This window comes from Kitasatospora sp. NPDC048662 (assembly GCF_055587065.1).
This window is the reverse complement of sequence record NZ_JBVJHA010000007.1, coordinates 53,361-71,233: the sequence shown is the minus strand read 5'-3', so window position 1 is coordinate 71,233 and position 17,873 is coordinate 53,361. Positions and strand designations below refer to the sequence as shown.

The window sequence follows — 17,873 nt, the reverse complement described above, 5'->3', positions numbered from 1 at the left end:
CGGCGGCGGGCTCCTCGGCCACCGGCTCGGCGGCAGCGGGGGTGGTGGTCTCGGGCGCGGTGGCCGGGGCCTCGACGCGCTTGCGGGTACGCCGGGCCCGGACGGGCTTCTCGGCGGCCGGCGGCTCCTCGGCACTCGCCGGGGCGGCCGCGACGACGGTCTCGGCGCTCTCGCTCGCGGCGCCCTGCGGGGAGCCGGCCGGGCGGGAAACCGCCCGGCGCCGGCGGCGCGGCGGGGCGGCGGAGGCGCCGTCGTCGGTGTTGTCGGCCGCAGCGGACTGCGGTTCGGTGTTTTCGAGCATGCGGGTGTGTCTCCCGTCAGGCCCCCGGGCTCCGCATCCGGGCACGACGTGCCACCGCATTCACCAGCCGGCCGCACCTTTCGGGCGGTTCCGGCTCCCACGGTGCCGTCGTTCGGACGCGAGGCCGCACAGGGGCTCGTAGTCTCGCTCGACCCCCGCAAGGCGCGGGGAGTCGAAAAGTCTTCTGGTTTGACCAGTCTTCTCAGTTTTCAAGGGCCGGGCCGAGGGACGGCCGGGCCTTCGCGCAACGACGCTCGCTCCCCTGGGGAGCCGCGGAGGCCGGGGAGCCGCAGGCCCGGAGATGAGCTCCGTGCCTGCGCTCCCGCCCACTCGGCGGACGGCGGATGCGCGCGGCGGGGCGGCCTACCGGCCGACCTCGGCCGCGGCGCGGTCGAGCGCCAGCGGGTCGGTCACCGTGCCGGTCTGCTCGTCGAGCGGCCCCTGCGCCAGCCTGGTCACCTCTGCGGGGACCGGCGGCGCGAGGTCGGCCGTCGAACGGAGGCCGGACAATACGTCGTCGGGTCGTACGGCGGGTGTGGCGTGTCGTACTACCAGGCGCAGTATCGCACAGGGAGCACCCGTACGAACATCGTCCGCACCCTCGGTGAGTGTGTCGTCACCGATCCCGACCTGCACGGAGCCCTCCGGGAGCAGCTCCATGGCCGCGACGGCGGAGCGCGCGTCGAAGGTGCGCAGGCCGTTCTTGGTCATCCGCTGCACCTCGACCGCCTCGGCGGCCAGGAAGACGGCGGCGGCCCGCTCGGCCTCCGCGGGCTCCACGCCGGGCAGGCGCAGCAGCCACTCGGAAGCCTCCAGCCGCTCCACGAAGTTGCTGGTGCGCACCTCGACGGCATCGGTGATGTCCAGACCGGGCGGCAGCGACTCGTCGAGCTGGCGGCGCAGCGCCTCCGGGTCACGGGGCGCGGCGAGACCGATCTCCAGGTACTCGGCCTCGCTCGCGGTACCGGTGGGGGCGGCGTTCGCGTAGGAAACCTTGGGGTGCGGGGTGAAGCCCGCGGAGTAGGCCATCGGGACGGCCGAGCGGCGGAGCGCGCGCTCGAACGCCCGCTGGAAGTCCCGGTGGCTGGTGAAGCGCAGACGGCCGCGCTTGGTGTAGCGCAGACGGATGCGCTGCACCGTCGGCGCGGGCGGCGGACCGTCGGGCGTGCGGCGTGCCAGGGAGCTCAGTCCTTCGTCAGTGTGTCCCCGTCCGGCCTCGCACCGCTTGCGGCTCCGGCCGAACTCTGTCGTTCCAAGGGTACGCGGTGCTTCAGCCCAGCAGCGTCCGGCGTACCTCCCGGGCGACCCGACGGATCTCCGCCTTGACCGGCCACCACACCTGGCGACGCACCCAGCGGCACGGACGCACCACCGTGAAGCGCCAGATCCGGCCGCCCAACCGCCACGCCCACACGAACGCCAGCCACAGCGCGCGCAGCACCGGGAACAGCACCGGCCGCCACAGCCCGTAGTAGAGCCCCTTGCCGAGCGGCACCAGAATCCACCGCCACACCGCCCGGACCGGCACCGCCACCAGGTACCAGGCCAGCCAGGAGACCCCCCGGCCGAGCCCCACCGCGACCGTCCGCACCCCGCGCCCGATCGGCACCAGCACCCAACGCCACAGCCACTCCAGGGTCGGCCGCACCACCCAACGCCACAGCCGGCTCAGCGGTATGACGACCAGCCATCTCAACAACGGCTCCAGCACGTACCGCCACAGCAACCGCAGCGGCCGCACCAGCACCTTGTCGCACACCCACCCGATCCCCCGGGCGATCAGCAGCACCAACTCCCACAGCAGCCGCAGCGGAACCACCACAGCCACCACCACCGGCCGCACCACGGCCACCAAACACCCGCCGCCGCCCTGCTGTTGCCGCTGCTCCACCGCTGCCACTCCCCGTCCGAACGATCGACCGATGGTAGACCGGGCCGATTTTCCGACACAGCGCGAAGCCCCCGCCGCAACGAGTGCGACGGGGGCAATGACCGCTGGGGGAACGTCAGTTGTTGACGACCGTCAGGGGCAGGAGCTTCTTGCCGGTGGGGCCGATCTGGATGTGGGTGTCCATCTGCGGGCAGACGCCGCAGTCGAAGCACGGGGTCCAGCGGCAGTCCTCGACCTCGACCTCTTCGAGGGCGTCCTGCCAGTCCTCCCAGAGCCAGTCCTTGTCGAGGCCGCTGTCGAGGTGGTCCCAGGGGAGGACTTCCTCGTAGGTGCGCTCGCGGGTGGTGTACCAGTCGACGTCGACGCCGGTGCCGGCCAGGCCCTTCTCGGCGGAGGCCATCCAGCGGTCGTAGGAGAAGTGCTCGCGCCAGCCGTCGAAGCGGCCGCCGTCCTCGTAGACGGCGCGGATGACGGCGCCGAGGCGGCGGTCACCGCGGGAGAGCAGGCCTTCGACGATGCCGGGCTTGCCGTCGTGGTAGCGGAAGCCGATGTTCTTGCCGAACTTGCGGTCGCCGCGGATGGAGTCGCGGAGCTTGGTGAGCCGCTCGTCGGTGGCTTCGGCGGACAGCTGCGGCGCCCACTGGAAGGGGGTGTGCGGCTTGGGGACGAAGCCGCCGATGGAGACGGTGCAGCGGATGTCGTTGGTGCCGGTGACCTCGCGGCCCTTGGCGATGACGTTCTTCGCCATCTCGCCGATCTGGAGGACGTCCTCGTCGGTCTCGGTGGGCAGGCCGCACATGAAGTACAGCTTCACCTGGCGCCAGCCGTTGCCGTACGCGGTGGCCACCGTGTTGATGAGGTCCTCCTCGGACACCATCTTGTTGATGACCTTGCGGATCCGCTCGGAGCCGCCTTCGGGGGCGAAGGTGAGGCCGGAGCGGCGGCCGTTGCGGGAGAGCTCGTTGGCGAGGTCGATGTTGAAGGCGTCGACCCGGGTGGAGGGCAGCGAGAGGCCGATCTTGTCCTCGGCGTAGCGGTCGGCGAGGCCCTTGGTGACGTCGGCGATCTCGGAGTGGTCGGCGGAGGAGAGCGAGAGCAGGCCGACCTCTTCGAAACCGGTGGCCTTCAGGCCGCGCTCGACCATCTCGCCGATGCCGGTGATGCTTCGCTCCCGCACGGGGCGCGTGATCATGCCGGCCTGGCAGAAACGGCAGCCGCGGGTGCAGCCGCGGAAGATCTCCACGGACATCCGCTCGTGCACGGTCTCGGCGAGCGGGACGAGCGGCTGCTTGGGGTAGGGCCACTCGTCGAGGTCCATGACGGTGTGCTTGGAGACCCGCCACGGCACGCCGGGGCGGTTGGGGACGACGCGGCCGATCCGGCCGTCCGGCAGGTACTCGACGTCGTAGAACCGCGGGATGTACACGCCACCGGTCTTGGCGAGGCGCAGCAGCAGTTCGTCGCGGCCGCCGGGGCGGCCCTCGGCCTTCCAGGCGCGGACGATGTCGGTGATGTCGAGGACGGCCTGCTCGCCGTCGCCGATGACGGCGGCGTCGATGAAGTCGGCGATCGGCTCGGGGTTGAACGCGGCGTGGCCGCCGGCCAGCACGACCGGGTCGTCCATGGTGCGGTCCGCGGCGTTCAGCGGGATGCCCGCCAGGTCGAGCGCGGTCAGCATGTTGGTGTAGCCGAGTTCGGTGGAGAACGACAGACCGAAGACGTCGAACGCCTTGATCGGGCGGTGCGCGTCCACCGTGAACTGGGGAACGCCGTGCTCGCGCATCAGGGCTTCGAGGTCGGGCCAGACGCTGTAGCTGCGCTCGGCGAGGACACCCTCGCGCTCGTTCAGCACCTCGTAGAGGATCATGGTGCCCTGGTTGGGCAGGCCTACCTCGTAGGCATCGGGGTACATCAGCGCCCAGCGGACGTCGCAGGCGTCCCAGTCCTTGACGGTCGAGTTGAGCTCGCCACCGACGTACTGGATCGGCTTCTGGACGTGCGGGAGGAGGGCCTCCAGGCGTGGGAAGACCGATTCGACAGTCATGCGCAAGGACCTTTACGGCAGAAAAAGCAGTGACCCTTCAGGGTAGCCGAGCCCCGAGGGTCACTGTTTCCGCGCCTGACGGCGGCCAGGGCCCGCCCGGCCCTAGATCGCTATCGGCCGCTGCGAGCGCACCGACTGCAGCAGCCCGATCGCGACCCACACCGCGAACATCGAGGAACCGCCGTAGGAGACGAACGGCAGCGGGATGCCCGCGACCGGCATGATGCCGAGGTTCATGCCGATGTTCTCGAAGGCCTGGAAGGCGAACCAGGTGACCGCGCCGGCCGCCATGATCGTGCCGAACAGGTCGGTGGCCTGACGCGCTATCCGGCAGGCCCGCCACAGGATGATGCCGAGCAGGCCGATCATCACCATGGCGCCGATGAAGCCGAGTTCCTCGCCGGCCACGCTGAACACGAAGTCGGTCTGCTGCTCGGGCACGAACTGGCCGGTGGTCTGGGTGCCGTGGAACAGGCCCATGCCGGTCAGGCCGCCGGAGCCGATGGCGATCCGGGCCTGGGCGGTGTTGTAGCCGACGCCGGACGGGTCGAGCGCCGGGTTGGCGAAGGCCGCGAAGCGGTCTATCTGGTACTGGCTGAGGATGCCGAGCTTCCACACCGCGAGCGCGCCGGTGGTGCCGCCGGCCAGCAGACCGATCACCCAGCGGTTGGCGGCGCCGGAGGCCATCAGCACACCGAGCGTGGTGACGGCCATCACCATCACCGAACCGAGGTCGGGCATCAGCATGACCACGCCCATCGGGAAGGCCGCGACGGCCAGCGACTGCAGCACGCTGCGGGTGGGCGGGAACTCGCGCTCGCCGGCGTCCACCCGGGCGGACAGCACCACGGCCATGCCCAGCACGATCGCCAGTTTGGCGAACTCGGCGGGCTGGATGGAGAAGCCACCGCCGAACTGGATCCAGGAGTGCGCGCCGTTGATGGTGGAGCCGAGCGGGCTGAGCACCGCGAACAGCATCAGGATCACGGCCAGGTAGACGAACGGCACCGCGGTGCGCAGCCGCCGGGTGCCGAGCGCGATCACCCCGACGCACAGGCCGATGCCGATCACCAGGTTGGTCAGGTGCCGGTACAGGAAGTACTGCGGGTCGCCGTGGGTCAGCGAGTCGCGGCCACGGGTGGCGGACCAGACCAGCAGCGAGCCCATGAAGGACAGCGCCAGCGCCGCCAGGATCATGATCCAGTCGAGCCGCCGCAGCGGGGAGTCCTTGGCCAGCGCCCGGGAGAGCGAGGAGCGCCGCGGGGCGAGCCGCACGGTGCGGTACGAGCCGTAGGAGGTCATGACCGGCCCCTTCCGTAGCTGCCGGCCCGGTTGGGCTCCAGCGCGGCCAGCGCCACCGCGGTGGCCGGGTCGGCCTGGGCCGGGCGGGCCGGGTCCAGGAAGGTCCGGTCGCCCTCGTAGCTGTACGAGGCCTGGAGGATCGCGGTGCCGTCCGGGTTGAACTTGGGCAGTTCGGCCTGCGGCTTCGGCAACAGCGCCTTGGCGTTGTCGACGTTGCCCTTGTCGTCCACGCCGTACAGCGCCTGGTAGATCCGGCGCACCGAGTCGCCGGAGCCACCGGAGCCGGTGCCGCCTTGGCTTATCGTCATGACCACCGCGTAGTCCTTGCTGTAGGTGGTCAGCCAGGAGGTGGTCTGCTTGCCGGCGACTTCGGCGGTGCCGGTCTTGGCGTGCAGTTCGATCTTGCCCTGCGGCCAGCCGGCGCCGGTGAACTTCCAGGCGGCGGTACCGGCGGTGACGACGCCGGCGGTGGCCTGGTCGATGTACTCCAGCAGCTGTCCCTGGGCGGGGATCTTGCCGTCCTCGTGCGGGGCGATGTCGCGCACCAGGGTGCCGTCGGGGCTGACCACCGCCTTGCCGATGCTGGGCCGGTACAGGGTGCCGCCGTTGGCGAGCGCCGAGTAGATCCGGGCCATCTGCAGCGGGGTGACCAGGGTGTCGCCCTGGCCGATGGCGAAGTTGACCATGTCACCGGCGCGCATCTGGTTGCCGTCGGCGCAGTTCTCGCGGGCGATCTCGTCGGCGTACTCGTGGCCGCCCTTGGCCGCCTGGTCGCACCAGGACTGCTTCATCGCGTCGTAGTAGGCCTGCTTCCACTGCCGGTCGGGAACCCGGCCGGTCACCTCGCCCGGCAGGTCGATGCCGGTCTTGGCGCCGAGGCCGAACTCGTGGGCGGTCTTGAAGAACCAGTCCGGGGCGTCCTTCTTGGGCTTGAGGCCGCCGTCCTTCATCCACTGGTCGTAGGCCAGGCCGTAGAACACGGTGTCGCAGGAGACTTCGAGCGCCTTCTCCAGGGAGATGTCGCCGAATTGCTCGGACTCGAAGTTCTTGAACTCGCGGCCGCCGATGGTCAGCGACTTCGGGCACGGGTAGTGCCCGTTGAGGTCGTATCCGGCCTGCACGGCGGCGGTGGTGGAGATCACCTTGAACGTCGAGCCGGGTGCGGACTGACCCTGTATGGCCCGGTTGATCAGCGGGTAGTTGGAGTCCTTGCTGTTCAGCGCCTCGTAGTCCTTGGCGGAGATGCCGCCGACCCACAGGTTGGGGTCGTAGGTGGGGGCGCTGGCCATCGCGACGATCCGGCCGGTGTGCACGTCCATCACGACGGCCGCGCCGGAGTCGGCGAGGTAGTTCTTGTTGGTCTCCTTGTCGAACTGGGTGCGCGCCTCGACCATCGCCTGGTTGAGCTGGTCCTCGACCACCTTCTGCACCCGGGCGTCGATCGAGGTGACCAGGTTGTTGCCGGGCTGGGCGGGGGTGGTGCCGGCGCTGCCGATCACCCGGCCGAGGTTGTCGACCTCCAGCCGGTCGACGCCGGTGGTGCCGCGCAGGTCGTCGTCGTAGACCGACTCCAGGCCGGCCCGGCCGATCTGGTCGGACGGCAGGCGGCGTTCGCGGCCGGACTTGTCGGCGGTCTTGGTCACTTCGTCGTCGGTGACCGGCGACAGGTAGCCGAGGATCTGGGCGGCGCTGGCGCCCTCCGCGCCGGTGTAGCGGCGCAGTGCGGTGGGCTGGGCGGTGACGCCGGGGAAGTCCTCGCGGCGCTCCATTATCTGCATCGCCTGCTGGGTGGTGGCCTGCTGGGTGACCGGGATCGGCTGGTACGGGGAGCCGTTCCAGCACGGCTGCGGGGTCTTCGCGTCGCACAGCCGGACCTTGTTCTTGACGTCGTCGGCGGGCACGCCAAGGACGTCGGCGAGCCGGGACAGCACCGCCTTGCCGTGGTCCTTCTGCTGCATCAGCGCGGTGCGGGACACCGACACCACCAGCTTGGTCTCGTTGCCGGCCAGGATCCGCCCGGCGGCGTCCAGGATCTCGCCGCGGACGGCGGGCTCCACCACCTCGCGGATGTGGTTGCCCTGGGCCTTGGCGGTGAACTCCTTGCCGTTGCGGATCTGCAGGTACCACAGCCGGCCGCCGAGGGTGGCCAGCAACGACAGCACCAGGATCTGCAGCACCACCAGCCGGATCGTCACCCGCCGGGTGCGGCCGGTATCGGGAATGTTCGTCACGTACGCGTACTCCGTCCCGGCTCAGGGGCGCTTGGCGAGGCCGAGCGCGCGCTTCTTCTTGTAGGAGGCGGTGGGCGAGGCCTCGCGGGTGGTGCGGTAGCGGGCCAGCGCACCGAGGCCGGAGCCGCCGTCCGCGCCGCGCACCGTCTCGTTGACCACCCGGTCGCCGTCGAAGCGGCGGGCCAGCAGCATCACCAGCGGCACCGTGAACGGGGCCAGCAGCACGTCGTACAGCAGGGCGCTGAACACCAGTCCGGTCAGGCCGACGTGCCGGGCCGCGGTGTCGCCGACCAGGGCGCCGACGGTGGCGTACAGCAGGGTGGAGACCACTGCGGCGACCGCCACCACGCCGATCGCGCTGAGCGCGGAGCGCTGCCGGCCGCTCTCCGGGCGGAGCAGCCCGGCGCCGTAGCCGACCAGGCAGAGCACCAGCGCGTAGCGGCCGACCGCGTGGTCGGACGGCGGGGCGAGGTCGGCCAGCAGGCCGGCCAGGAAGCCCGCCAGGCAGCCGCCGGTCGGGCCGTACACCAGACCCAGGCCGACCACCACCAGCATCAGCAGGTCGGGGGTGGCGCCGGGCAGTTGGAGCCGGCCGAGGACGCTGACCTGGATCACCAGGGCGAGCACCAGCAGGACGGCGGACAGCAGGATCCGAGACGGACGAAACATCAGTTCCCCCCGGTGGTGGGCGGTGCGGCGATCGGCGCCTGCGGGTTGCCCGCGGCGCCGGCGGAAGCGGCGGGGACCGGCGGCAGCACCGCGTCCCGCGGGTCGGTGCGCGGCGGCACGACCACCACGCCGACCAGGTCGAGGCGGGTGAACTGCACGTACGGCTCGACCAGGATGGTCTTGGTGAGCTGGCCCGGGGTGGCCTGCACCTCCTTGACGGTGCCGACCGGGACGCCGGGGACGAACGGGCGCCCGCTCTGCGAGCCGAAGGTGACCAGCCGGTCGCCGGCCTTCACCTGGGCGCGGCCGTTCAGCAGCTCGATCTTCATCGGCGAGGCCCCCTGGCCGGCCGCGAAGCCGATCTCGTTGTTGCCCTCCAGCCGGACGCCGGCGGTGAAGCCGGGGTCGGAGGCCAGCAGCACGGTGGCGGTGGTCGGGGCGACGGTGGTGATCCGGCCGACCAGGCCCTGGCCGTCGATGACGGTCATGTCGCGGGTCAGACCGTCGTCGCTGCCGGCGTCGATGGTGATGGTCCAGGAGAAGCCCTGGGCCGCGCCGACCGCGATCACCTGCGCGGCCTTGATGGTGTAGCCGCCGGTGCCTGCGGTGCGCAGCATGTCGTCCAGCTGCTTGGTGCGGCCGGCCGCGGCGTCCGAGGAGGCCAGCTTCTGGCGCAGCTCGGTGTTCTCGCGGGTGATCTGGTCCAGGCGCTGCTGGTGGGTGCTGGCGTCACGGATCGCGCGGATGTACCCGGCGACCGGGTCGACGGCGCCCGCCGCCGCGTTCTCCACCGGGCCGAGCACGGACGCGGCCGCCCGGCGCGGGGCGCCGAGCGGCGAGTCCTGGCCGCCCTTGATGTCGACGGTGATCAGGGCGAATGCGAGCGCGACCAGCAGGACCAGCAGTAGTCGACTCTGTCGGGTGTCCCTCACGGTGCTGGTGCCGCCCCTTCGTGCTGAGTGTCCATCTGCTGGTCCATCAGCTCTGTCAGCTCTGTCTGTTGTTCAGTTGGAAAGTTGTCTAGCGACGCGGCTGGGCGTCGAGTACCTGCTGGAGTGCCTCGAACTCCTCGACGCACTTGCCCGCCCCCAGGGCCACCGAGTCGAGCGGGTTCTCCGCGATGTGCACCGGCATGCCGGTCTCCCGGCGCAGCCGCTCGTCCAGGCCGCGCAGCAGGGCGCCGCCGCCGGTGAGCACGATGCCGCGGTCCATCACGTCACCGGCCAGCTCCGGCGGGCACTGGTCGAGGGTGGTCTTCACCGAGTCGATGATCGAGTTCACCGGCTCGTCGATGGCCTCGCGGACCTCGGCGGCGGAGATCACCACGGTCTTCGGCAGGCCGGAGACCAGGTCGCGGCCGCGGATCTCGGCGTGCTCGTCCTTCTCGCCCTCCAGGCCGAACGCGGAGCCGATCGACATCTTGATCTGCTCGGCGCTGCGCTCGCCCAGCAGCAGGCTGTACTCCTTCTTGATGTGCTGGACGATCGCGTTGTCCAGCTCGTCGCCGGCCACCCGCAGCGACTGGGCGGTGACGATGCCGCCGAGCGAGATCACCGCGACCTCGGTGGTGCCGCCGCCGATGTCGACGACCATGTTGCCGGTCGGCTCGTGCACCGGCAGGCCGGAGCCGATCGCGGCGGCCATCGGCTCCTCGATGATGTGCACCTGGCGGGCGCCGGCCAGCATGCTGGCCTCGACCACGGCGCGGCGCTCGACGCCGGTGATGCCGGACGGCACGCACACCACGACCCGGGGGCGGGCCAGGTAGCGGCGGCGGTGGATCTTCAGGATGAAGTACCGCAGCATCCGCTCGGTGATCTCGAAGTCGGCGATCACGCCGTCCTTCAGCGGCCGGATCGCCACGATGTTGCCGGGGGTGCGGCCGATCATCTGCTTGGCCTCGGCACCCACCGCGAGGATTCCGCCGGTGTTGGTGTTCACCGCGACCACCGACGGCTCGTTCAACACGATGCCCTTGCCCCGGACGTACACCAGTGTGTTCGCGGTGCCGAGGTCGATCGCCAGGTCCCGGCCGAGGAACGACAGGTTGTTCGCCATGGGATGTCGAGTGCCTTCCCGAATGTGGATCAAGGGCGGGGGGAGAGAGCCGGCCGCGCGGGCCCGCAGCGGGGCTGACGGCGGCTGAGCAGCCGCTCCGGGCCCGTGAGTTGGGTCCATCGTAATCACGCCGGACGGTGCGAACGGCGGGCACGGAGTCCCGCCCATTCTCCGGCGACGGATCGGCTTCTCCTGGCATTGGGACGCCGTGTCGGAGCGCAGGGTTCCGTGATTTGAGGATTAACGCCCAGTTGGGCGAAGTGCCCCTGCCGAGGCAGGGGCACCGGGGCCGTTCAGGACTTCTACCGGATCCTCAGACCTGGGACGGGAAGAAGATCTTGATCTCCCGCTCGGCCGACTCCGGCGAGTCCGAGGCGTGGATCAGGTTCTCGCGGGTGATCGTCGCGTAGTCGCCGCGGATGGTGCCCGCGCCCGCCTGCAGCGGGTCGGTGGCGCCGGCCAGCGCGCGGATGCCCGGGATCACGTTCTCGCCCTCGACGATCAGCGCGATCGACGGGCCGGAGGTCATGAACTCCAGCAGCGGCTCGTAGAACGGGCGGCCGACGTGCTCGGCGTAGTGCTGCTCAAGGGTGCCGCGGTCGAAGGTGCGGAGCTCCATCGCGGCGAAGCGCCAGCCGGCCTTGCGCTCGATCCGGCTGATGATCTCGCCGGCCAGGCCGCGCTTCACGGCGTCGGGCTTGAGCAGGACGAGAGTGCGCTGGGACACGGGGCGGCTCCTGAGATCGTGGTCGTGCGGTGTGTGCACCTGACACTACCCCGGCCGGGTGGCCGCCCCCGCGACCAGCCCGGTCAGGCGGTCGCCTCGGCCGCCGCCGCGCGCTGCGCCTTGAGTTCGTCGATCTTGCGGCCGTAGTGCACCGAGCACCACCACAGGCCGCCGAACACCACACCGAAGGCGAACATCGTCGGCAGCACCAGGCCGCTGGCCAGCACGCCGAACTGCAGCGCCCAGCCGACCCAGACCGCGCCCGGCCGGGTGATCGCGCCGCACAGCAGCACACACAGCAGGATGGCGATACCGCTGACCGTCCAGATGGCGCCGGTGCCCACGTCGGTCAGCTTCATCGCGACCAGGCCGGCGAACATGATCAGCAGCGCCTCGCCGATCAGGGTGGAGGAGCACAGGGTGCGCATCGGCCGCTACTTCCTTCCGAACAGCAGGCGCGCCTCGCCCACCGTGATGACGGAGCCGGTGACCAGGACTCCGGCGCCGCCGAGATCCTCCTCCTCGGCCAGGGTGACCGCGGCGTCGATGGCGTCGTCCAGCCGGGGCTCGACCTGCACCCGGTCCTCGCCGAACACCTCGACGGCCAGCGCGGCCAGCTCGTCGACGGGCATCGCGCGGTGGGTGGAGTTCTGGGTGATGACGACCTCGGCGAGGATCGGCTCGAACGCCTCCAGCAGGCCGGTGACGTCCTTGTCGCCGCTGGTGCCGATCACGCCGACCAGCTTGGTGAAGCCGAACGCCTCGCCGAGCGCGGCGACCGCGGCCTGCGCGCCGTGCGGGTTGTGCGCGGCGTCCAGGATCACGGTGGGGCTGCGGCGGACGACCTCCAGGCGGCCCGGCGAGGAGACGCCGGAGAACGCCTGGCGGACCTTGTCCTCGTCCAAGTGCTCGGCGCCGCCCTGGCCGACGCCGAAGAACGCCTCGACGGCGCTCAGCGCGAGGGCCGCGTTCTGCGCCTGGTGGTCGCCGTGCAGCGGGAGGAAGACGTCCTGGTACTCGTGGCCGCCGAGGCCGCGCAGGGTGACCAGCTGGCCGCCGACGGCGACCTCGCGGCGCAGCACGCCGAACTCCATGCCCTCGCGGGCCACGGTGGCATCCACCTCGACGGCCCGGCGCAGGATCGTCTCGGCGGCGTCCAGCTGCTGCTGGGCGACCACGGCGAGCGCGCCCGGCTTGATGATCCCGGACTTCTCCACCGCGATCTTGCCGGTGGTGTCGCCGAGCTTGTCGGTGTGGTCCAGGCCGATCGGGGTGATCACCGACACCTGGGCGTCGATCACGTTGGTGGCGTCCCAGGAGCCGCCCATGCCGACCTCGACCACCGCGACGTCCACCGGGGCGTCCGCGAAGGCCGCGTACGCCATGCCGGTGAGCACCTCGAAGAAGGACATCGCGACCGGCTGCGCCGCGTCCACCATCTGCACGTAGGGCGCGATGTCGCGGTAGGTCTCGACGAATTTCTCCGGGCTGATCGGCGCCCCGTCCAGGCTGATCCGCTCGGTGACGGACTCCACGTGCGGGGAGGTGTAGCGGCCGGTGCGCAGCTCGAAGGCGCCCAGCAGTTGCTCGATCATCCGGGCCGTGGAGGTCTTGCCGTTGGTGCCGGTGATGTGGATCGACGGGTAGGAGCGCTGCGGCTGGCCGAGGATGTCCATCAGCGCCTCGATCCGGTCGAGCGAGGGCTCCAGCTTGTTCTCCGGCCAGCGGGTGGCCAGCTCGGCCTCGACGGCGCGCAGTTCGGAGTCGGTGCCGCCGGCGTCGGCGGGACGGACGGTGTAGGGGTTGGGCTCGGCCTTGTCGCTCACCCTGCCAGTCTAAGGACTCCCGACGTCCGTCCCCGACGGCCACCCCGGTGGCCTGCGGACCGGCTCCGGACCTCTTGACACCGTCATTGATCCACTCCACCGCGTGAGTCGCTCGTCCAACTCCTTGGCTCCCACGCACCGCAATCCCACCCGCACGCCGTGCCGCAGCAGCACCACGGCACCGACGGCACCGGGCCCGGCGGGGAGCTCCCCGCCGGGCCCGGCAGTGACGATCCGTCACGTGGTGACGCGGGGCGTGGGCAGCCGGGCGGCGTGACGGCGGCGCAGTTCGGTGGCGATCTCCTCGGCCTCGCCGTCCGGCAGCAGCGGCAGCATCATCGCCACCGCCTGCACCAGGCCGCCCAGCAGGTAGGTGGTGTCGGGCGTACCGGCCACCAGGGCGCGGACCGCGGCGACGTCCCCGTCCGCGACCGCCTCCAGCAGCAGCGCCGCGCCGGCCGTCTCCTCGTCCACCGCGACCTCGCACGTGCCGTACGGGGCGCGCCGGGCCAGGCCGCGCAGCACCCGGTCGGCGACCTCGGGGGCGTACGCCTTGCGGACCGCCTCGGCGGCGATCCACACCAGCAGGGTGGTCGCCTCGCGCTCGGCGTTCTCGGCGAGCAGCAGGTCGAGTTCGGTGTCGAAGGCGAGCTGGTTACCGTGCCGGAATGCCAGCAGGAGGGTTGCCGCCCGGGCCTTGGCCGCCTCCACCTCCGCCATCGGAAGTTCGTCGGCCAACTCCCTGGTCGCCACCATGCGTCTGCCCTCCGTTCGATGCCCCGCCCGAATGGGAACTCCGCCCCACCGTACACATTCGATGTGCGAAGTTCGCTGAACGCGCGGGGGGCGGCAACGCGATGTATTCCCTTTGGCGGAGTGCGCCAATTGCCGGGAATACTGGACGAATAGCCGCAGCAAAACCGTTACGACGACGCGCGGCCAAGGGAATTGACAAACCGCCGGCGCCAACTCGGGAAAAGCGAAGGGCCGCTGCGCCCGCAGTGCGGGAGCAGCGGCCGTTCCTGACGCGCGGTCAGCCCTGCGGCAGCGCCGCGAGCTGGGCGGTGATCCGGGCGATGTCGGCCTCGGCGGTCTCCAGGCGGAGCCGGATCTTGGCGACCACCTCGTCCGGCGCCTTGGCCAGGAAGGCCTCGTTGCCGAGCTTGCCGTTGCTCTGCGCCTTCTCCTTCTCGGCCGCCGCCAAGTCCTTCTGCAGGCGCTTGCGTTCGGCCGGGACGTCGATGGTGCCGGACAGGTCGAGCGAGACGGTGGTGCCGGCCACCGGCAGCGAGGCGGTGGCGTGGAAGCCCTCCTCCGGCGCCGTCAGCCGCAGCAGCGAGCGGATCGCCGCCTCGTGCACCTCCAGCCGGTGCCCGGCCAACTCCAGCTGCGCCGGGACCTTCTGGGTGTCGCGCAGGCCCTGGTCGTTGCGGAACCGGCGGACCTCGGTGACCAGCTGCTGGAGCTGGGCGATCTCCGACTCGGCGTCGGTGTCCCGGTAGCCGGAGTCCTTCGGCCACTCGGCGACCACCACCGACTCGGCGCCGGTGAGCGCCGTCCACAGCGCGTCGGTGACGAAGGGGACGATCGGGTGCAGCAGACGCAGCGTCACGTCCAGCACCTCGCCGAGGACGCGGCGGGCGTGGTCGGCCTGCGCGCCGCCCTTGCCCAGGGTGGTCTTGGACAGCTCGACGTACCAGTCGAAGACCTCGTCCCAGGCGAAGTGGAACAGCGCGTCGGAGACCTTCGCGAACTCGAAGTCCTCGTACAGCGCGTCCACTTCGGCCACGGTGGCGTTCAGCCGGGACAGGATCCAGCGGTCGGCCGCGGTCAGCTCCTCCGGGGCCGGCAGCGGGCCCTGGACGGTGGCGCCGTTCATCAGCGCGAAGCGGGTGGCGTTCCAGATCTTGTTGCAGAAGTTCCGGGCGCCCTTGACCCAGTCCTCACCGATCGGCACGTCCGCACCGGGGTTGGCGCCGCGGGCCAGCGTGAAGCGGACGGCGTCGGCACCGTAGGCGTCCATCCAGTCCAGCGGGTCGACGGCGGTGCCGGAGGACTTCGACATCTTCTTGCCGAACTGGTCGCGGACCAGTCCGGTCAGCGCGATGGTCTTGAACGGGATCTCGCCGTCCATCGCGTACAGGCCGAACATCATCATCCGGGCGACCCAGAAGAAGATGATGTCGTGGCCGGTCAGCAGCACGTCGGTCGGGTAGAACTTCTCCAGGTCGGCCGTCTTCTCCGGCCAGCCCAGCGTGGAGAACGGCCACAGGCCGGAGGAGAACCAGGTGTCCAGGACGTCCGGGTCCTGCACCCAGCCCTCGCCGGTGGGCGGCTGCTCGTTCGGGCCGACGCAGACGACCTCGCCGTTGGGGCCGTACCAGACCGGGATCCGGTGGCCCCACCACAGCTGGCGCGAGATGCACCAGTCGTACATGTTGTCGACCCAGTCGAAGTAGCGGCGCTCCAGCTCCTTCGGGTGGATCTCGACCCGGCCGTCGCGGACGGCGTCGCCCGCGGCCTTGGCCAGCGGCTCGACCTTGACCCACCACTGCAGCGACAGCCGCGGCTCGACCACGGTGTGGCAGCGCGAGCAGTGGCCCACGGCGTGCTCGTAGGGGCGCTTCTCGGCGACGATGCGCCCCTGCTCGCGCAGCGCGCCGACCACGGCGGAGCGGGCCTCCAGCCGGTCCAGGCCGAGGAACGGGCCGTGCACGGTGATCACACCGCGCTCGTCCATCACGCTCAGGTTCGGCAGGTTGTGCCGCTGGCCGATGGCGAAGTCGTTCGGGTCGTGGGCCGGCGTCACCTTGACGGCGCCGGTGCCGAACTCCGGGTCGACGTGCTCGTCGGCGACCACCGGGATCTCACGGTCCGTCAGCGGCAGCTTGATGGTCCGGCCGACCAGGTGCGCGTAGCGCTCGTCGGACGGGTGGACGGCCACCGCGGTGTCGCCCAGCAGGGTTTCGGCGCGGGTGGTGGCGACCACGATCGAGTCGTCGCCGTCGCCGTAGCGGATCGAGACCAGCTCGCCCGGGACGTTCTCGTGCTCGACCTCGATGTCGGACAGCGCGGTCAGGCAGCGCGGGCACCAGTTGATGATGCGCTCGGCGCGGTAGATCAGGCCGTCGTCGAAGAGCTTCTTGAAGATGGTCTGGACGGCCTGCGACAGGCCCTCGTCCATGGTGAAGCGCTCCCGCGACCAGTCCACGCCGTCGCCGAGGCGGCGCATCTGGCCGAGGATCCGGCCGCCGTAGTTCTCCTTCCACTCCCAGACCTTCTCGACGAAGGCCTCGCGGCCCAGGTCGTGCCGGGACAGGCCGGACTCGGCGAGCTGCTGCTCCACCTTGTTCTGGGTGGCGATGCCCGCGTGGTCCATGCCCGGGAGCCACAGCGCCTCGAAGCCCAGCATCCGCTTGCGGCGGGTCAGCGCGTCCATCAGCGTGTGCTGGAACGCGTGGCCCAGGTGCAGCGCACCGGTGACGTTCGGCGGCGGGATGACGATGGTGTACGCGGGCTTGTCGCTCTTCGCGTCGGCGGTGAAGTAGCCACGCTCTACCCAGCGCTCGTACAGCTCGCCCTCTACCTCGGCCGGGGCGTAGGTCGTCGGGAGGGTGGCTGCTTCGTCCCCGGGCTTGCTCGCGGGGCGCTGGTTCGTCGTGTCGGTCACGACGCACAGTTTACGGAAGCCGCGGCGGCAGTTGTGACCCGACAGTGCGGCGACCGGTCGGGCGCGCTGGGGGGGCTGTACGGTAGCGTGCCCGCATAGTCGACCGGACGGGGCCGCGCAACAGAGGCGGCGGGGGAGAAAAGACATATGTACGGCCAGGGCCAGGGACCGCAGCAGTATCCGCAGGGGCAGCCGCAGCAGCCGTACGGTGCTCCCCCGCCGCAGCCCGGCTACGGCGCTCCGCAGCAGCCGCCGGCCTATGGCGCCCCCCAGCCGCCCGCGTACGGCGCTCCGCAGCCGCCGGCCTACGGCGCTCCGCAGCCCCCCGCCGGGCAGCCCGGCTACGGAGCCCCCCAGCCGCCCGCCGGGCAGCCGGGGTACGGCTACCCGCAGCAGGCGCCGCCGCCCCAGCAGCAGTGGGGCGGCATGCCCCAGCAGCCGGGTCAGCCCGGCCAGCCCGGCTACGGCGGCTTCCCGCCGCCGGCCGCCCCGTCCAAGGGCAAGGGCGGGATCATCGCCCTGGTGGTGGTCCTGGTGCTGGCCGCCGGCGGCGGCGCCGCCTGGTGGGCGCTGAGCGGCACCAAGGGCTCGGACACCGAGGGCAAGTACAAGCTGTCCGCGCCGGAGAGCGCCGCCGGCTACACCAAGAAGAACGCCGACGAGAAGGGCGGGCTGAAGGGCCTGGAAGGCGTCGGCACCTTCGAGGGCACGCTCTCCGCGACCTACCAGAAGACCACCACCGATGCGGCCAGCCTCAGCGGTTCCTGGGGCAAGATCCCGGACCCGGCCAAGGCGCTCGACACGGTCACCAAGAAGATCAACGAGGGCGACAGCAGCGACGCCTCCGCGGGCAAGCTGGTCTGGAAGCAGGAACTGACGGACGTCGACGCCAGTGACCCGACGGACCCGGGCGCCAAGCTCCGCTGCGGTGTGGGCACCTCGGACACCGGCACCGGCAAGGCCTCGATGGGCATCCCGATGTGCCTGTTCGCCAGCCACTCCACCATCGGCGTGGTCGCGTTCGTCTCCCTGGACCCCTCCGGCAAGAGCATCAGCACCACCGAGGCCGCCACCCGCGCCCGCCAGCTGCGCGACGCCGCGACCGTCACCAAGTAGCCACCACAGCACCGCACTTCACGCTCGAACGGAGTATC

15 protein-coding genes are annotated in these 17,873 nt (G+C 71.1%); 1 reads left to right on the top strand and 14 read right to left on the bottom strand.

The features are described 5' to 3' along the window. The 14 genes from ACZ6R9_RS20595 to ACZ6R9_RS20530 all read right to left on the bottom strand — a co-directional run. The coding region (locus ACZ6R9_RS20595; protein WP_465539462.1) for a hypothetical protein at nt 1-301 on the bottom strand (301 nt) is incomplete at its 3' end. A 363-nt stretch (nt 302-664) separates the two neighbouring features. Continuing rightward, complete coding sequence (locus tag ACZ6R9_RS20590; RefSeq protein WP_380483369.1) at nt 665-1,438, bottom strand: TIGR03936 family radical SAM-associated protein; 774 nt, start codon at nt 1,436-1,438, stop codon at nt 665-667. Nucleotides 1,439-1,571: 133 nt separating this feature from the next. After that, a complete protein-coding gene (locus tag ACZ6R9_RS20585; protein ID WP_465539461.1) occupies nt 1,572-2,192 on the bottom strand; it encodes a hypothetical protein in 621 nt (206 codons plus the stop codon). Between the two features lie 115 nt (nt 2,193-2,307). Continuing rightward, nucleotides 2,308-4,236 (bottom strand): TIGR03960 family B12-binding radical SAM protein, encoded by a 1,929-nt coding sequence (locus ACZ6R9_RS20580; protein ID WP_380483373.1) that lies wholly within the window; start codon nt 4,234-4,236, stop codon nt 2,308-2,310. 102 nt (nt 4,237-4,338) lie between these two features. Continuing rightward, complete coding sequence (rodA, locus tag ACZ6R9_RS20575) at nt 4,339-5,538, bottom strand: rod shape-determining protein RodA (RefSeq protein WP_380483375.1); 1,200 nt, start codon at nt 5,536-5,538, stop codon at nt 4,339-4,341. Continuing rightward, nucleotides 5,535-7,769 carry a penicillin-binding protein 2 gene (mrdA, locus tag ACZ6R9_RS20570; protein ID WP_465539458.1) on the bottom strand — a complete coding sequence of 745 codons (2,235 nt, stop codon included), beginning with the start codon at nt 7,767-7,769 and terminating at the stop codon, nt 5,535-5,537. The genes rodA and mrdA overlap by 4 nt, the downstream gene beginning before the upstream one ends. Before the next feature lie 21 nt (nt 7,770-7,790). Continuing rightward, on the bottom strand, nt 7,791-8,438 hold the full coding sequence (mreD, locus tag ACZ6R9_RS20565) for a rod shape-determining protein MreD (RefSeq protein ID WP_380483379.1): 648 nt from the start codon (nt 8,436-8,438) through the stop codon (nt 7,791-7,793). Beyond that, nucleotides 8,438-9,370 (bottom strand): rod shape-determining protein MreC, encoded by a 933-nt coding sequence (gene mreC, locus ACZ6R9_RS20560; RefSeq protein WP_380483381.1) that lies wholly within the window; start codon nt 9,368-9,370, stop codon nt 8,438-8,440. Before mreC ends, mreD begins: the two co-directional genes overlap by 1 nt. A gap of 88 nt (nt 9,371-9,458) precedes the next feature. Continuing rightward, nucleotides 9,459-10,484: a rod shape-determining protein gene (locus tag ACZ6R9_RS20555; RefSeq protein WP_380483469.1), complete on the bottom strand. Its 1,026-nt coding sequence runs from the start codon at nt 10,482-10,484 to the stop codon at nt 9,459-9,461. 325 nt (nt 10,485-10,809) lie between these two features. Continuing rightward, nucleotides 10,810-11,223, bottom strand: coding sequence for a nucleoside-diphosphate kinase (gene ndk / locus ACZ6R9_RS20550; RefSeq protein WP_380483383.1), 414 nt, complete (start codon nt 11,221-11,223; stop codon nt 10,810-10,812). 83 nt (nt 11,224-11,306) lie between these two features. Further along, complete coding sequence (locus ACZ6R9_RS20545; protein ID WP_380483385.1) at nt 11,307-11,651, bottom strand: DUF4233 domain-containing protein; 345 nt, start codon at nt 11,649-11,651, stop codon at nt 11,307-11,309. A 6-nt stretch (nt 11,652-11,657) separates the two neighbouring features. After that, the gene (gene folC, locus ACZ6R9_RS20540; RefSeq protein ID WP_380483387.1) at nt 11,658-13,049 is read right to left on the bottom strand and encodes a bifunctional tetrahydrofolate synthase/dihydrofolate synthase; all 1,392 of its coding nucleotides are present in this window, start codon (nt 13,047-13,049) and stop codon (nt 11,658-11,660) included. Nucleotides 13,050-13,286: 237 nt separating this feature from the next. Continuing rightward, complete coding sequence (locus ACZ6R9_RS20535) at nt 13,287-13,805, bottom strand: hypothetical protein (protein WP_380483389.1); 519 nt, start codon at nt 13,803-13,805, stop codon at nt 13,287-13,289. Nucleotides 13,806-14,082: 277 nt separating this feature from the next. Further along, the gene (locus ACZ6R9_RS20530) at nt 14,083-16,719 is read right to left on the bottom strand and encodes a valine--tRNA ligase (RefSeq protein WP_380483391.1); all 2,637 of its coding nucleotides are present in this window, start codon (nt 16,717-16,719) and stop codon (nt 14,083-14,085) included. A gap of 147 nt (nt 16,720-16,866) precedes the next feature. Between ACZ6R9_RS20530 and ACZ6R9_RS20525 the strand changes: the two genes are divergently transcribed. Then, complete coding sequence (locus tag ACZ6R9_RS20525) at nt 16,867-17,835, top strand: hypothetical protein (RefSeq protein WP_465539454.1); 969 nt, start codon at nt 16,867-16,869, stop codon at nt 17,833-17,835. Nucleotides 17,836-17,873 lie beyond the last annotated feature (38 nt).

Excerpts from the sequence above, each read along its gene's own strand:
- ACZ6R9_RS20525 (WP_465539454.1), top strand. The coding sequence starts at position 16,867 with ATGTACGGCCAGGGCCAGGGACCGCAGCAGTATCCGCAGGGGCAGCCG.
- rodA (WP_380483375.1), bottom strand. The coding sequence starts at position 5,538 with ATGACCTCCTACGGCTCGTACCGCACCGTGCGGCTCGCCCCGCGGCGC.
- ACZ6R9_RS20580 (WP_380483373.1), bottom strand. The coding sequence starts at position 4,236 with ATGACTGTCGAATCGGTCTTCCCACGCCTGGAGGCCCTCCTCCCGCAC.
- ACZ6R9_RS20535 (WP_380483389.1), bottom strand. The coding sequence starts at position 13,805 with ATGGTGGCGACCAGGGAGTTGGCCGACGAACTTCCGATGGCGGAGGTG.
- mreD (WP_380483379.1), bottom strand. The coding sequence starts at position 8,438 with ATGTTTCGTCCGTCTCGGATCCTGCTGTCCGCCGTCCTGCTGGTGCTC.
- ACZ6R9_RS20545 (WP_380483385.1), bottom strand. The coding sequence starts at position 11,651 with ATGCGCACCCTGTGCTCCTCCACCCTGATCGGCGAGGCGCTGCTGATC.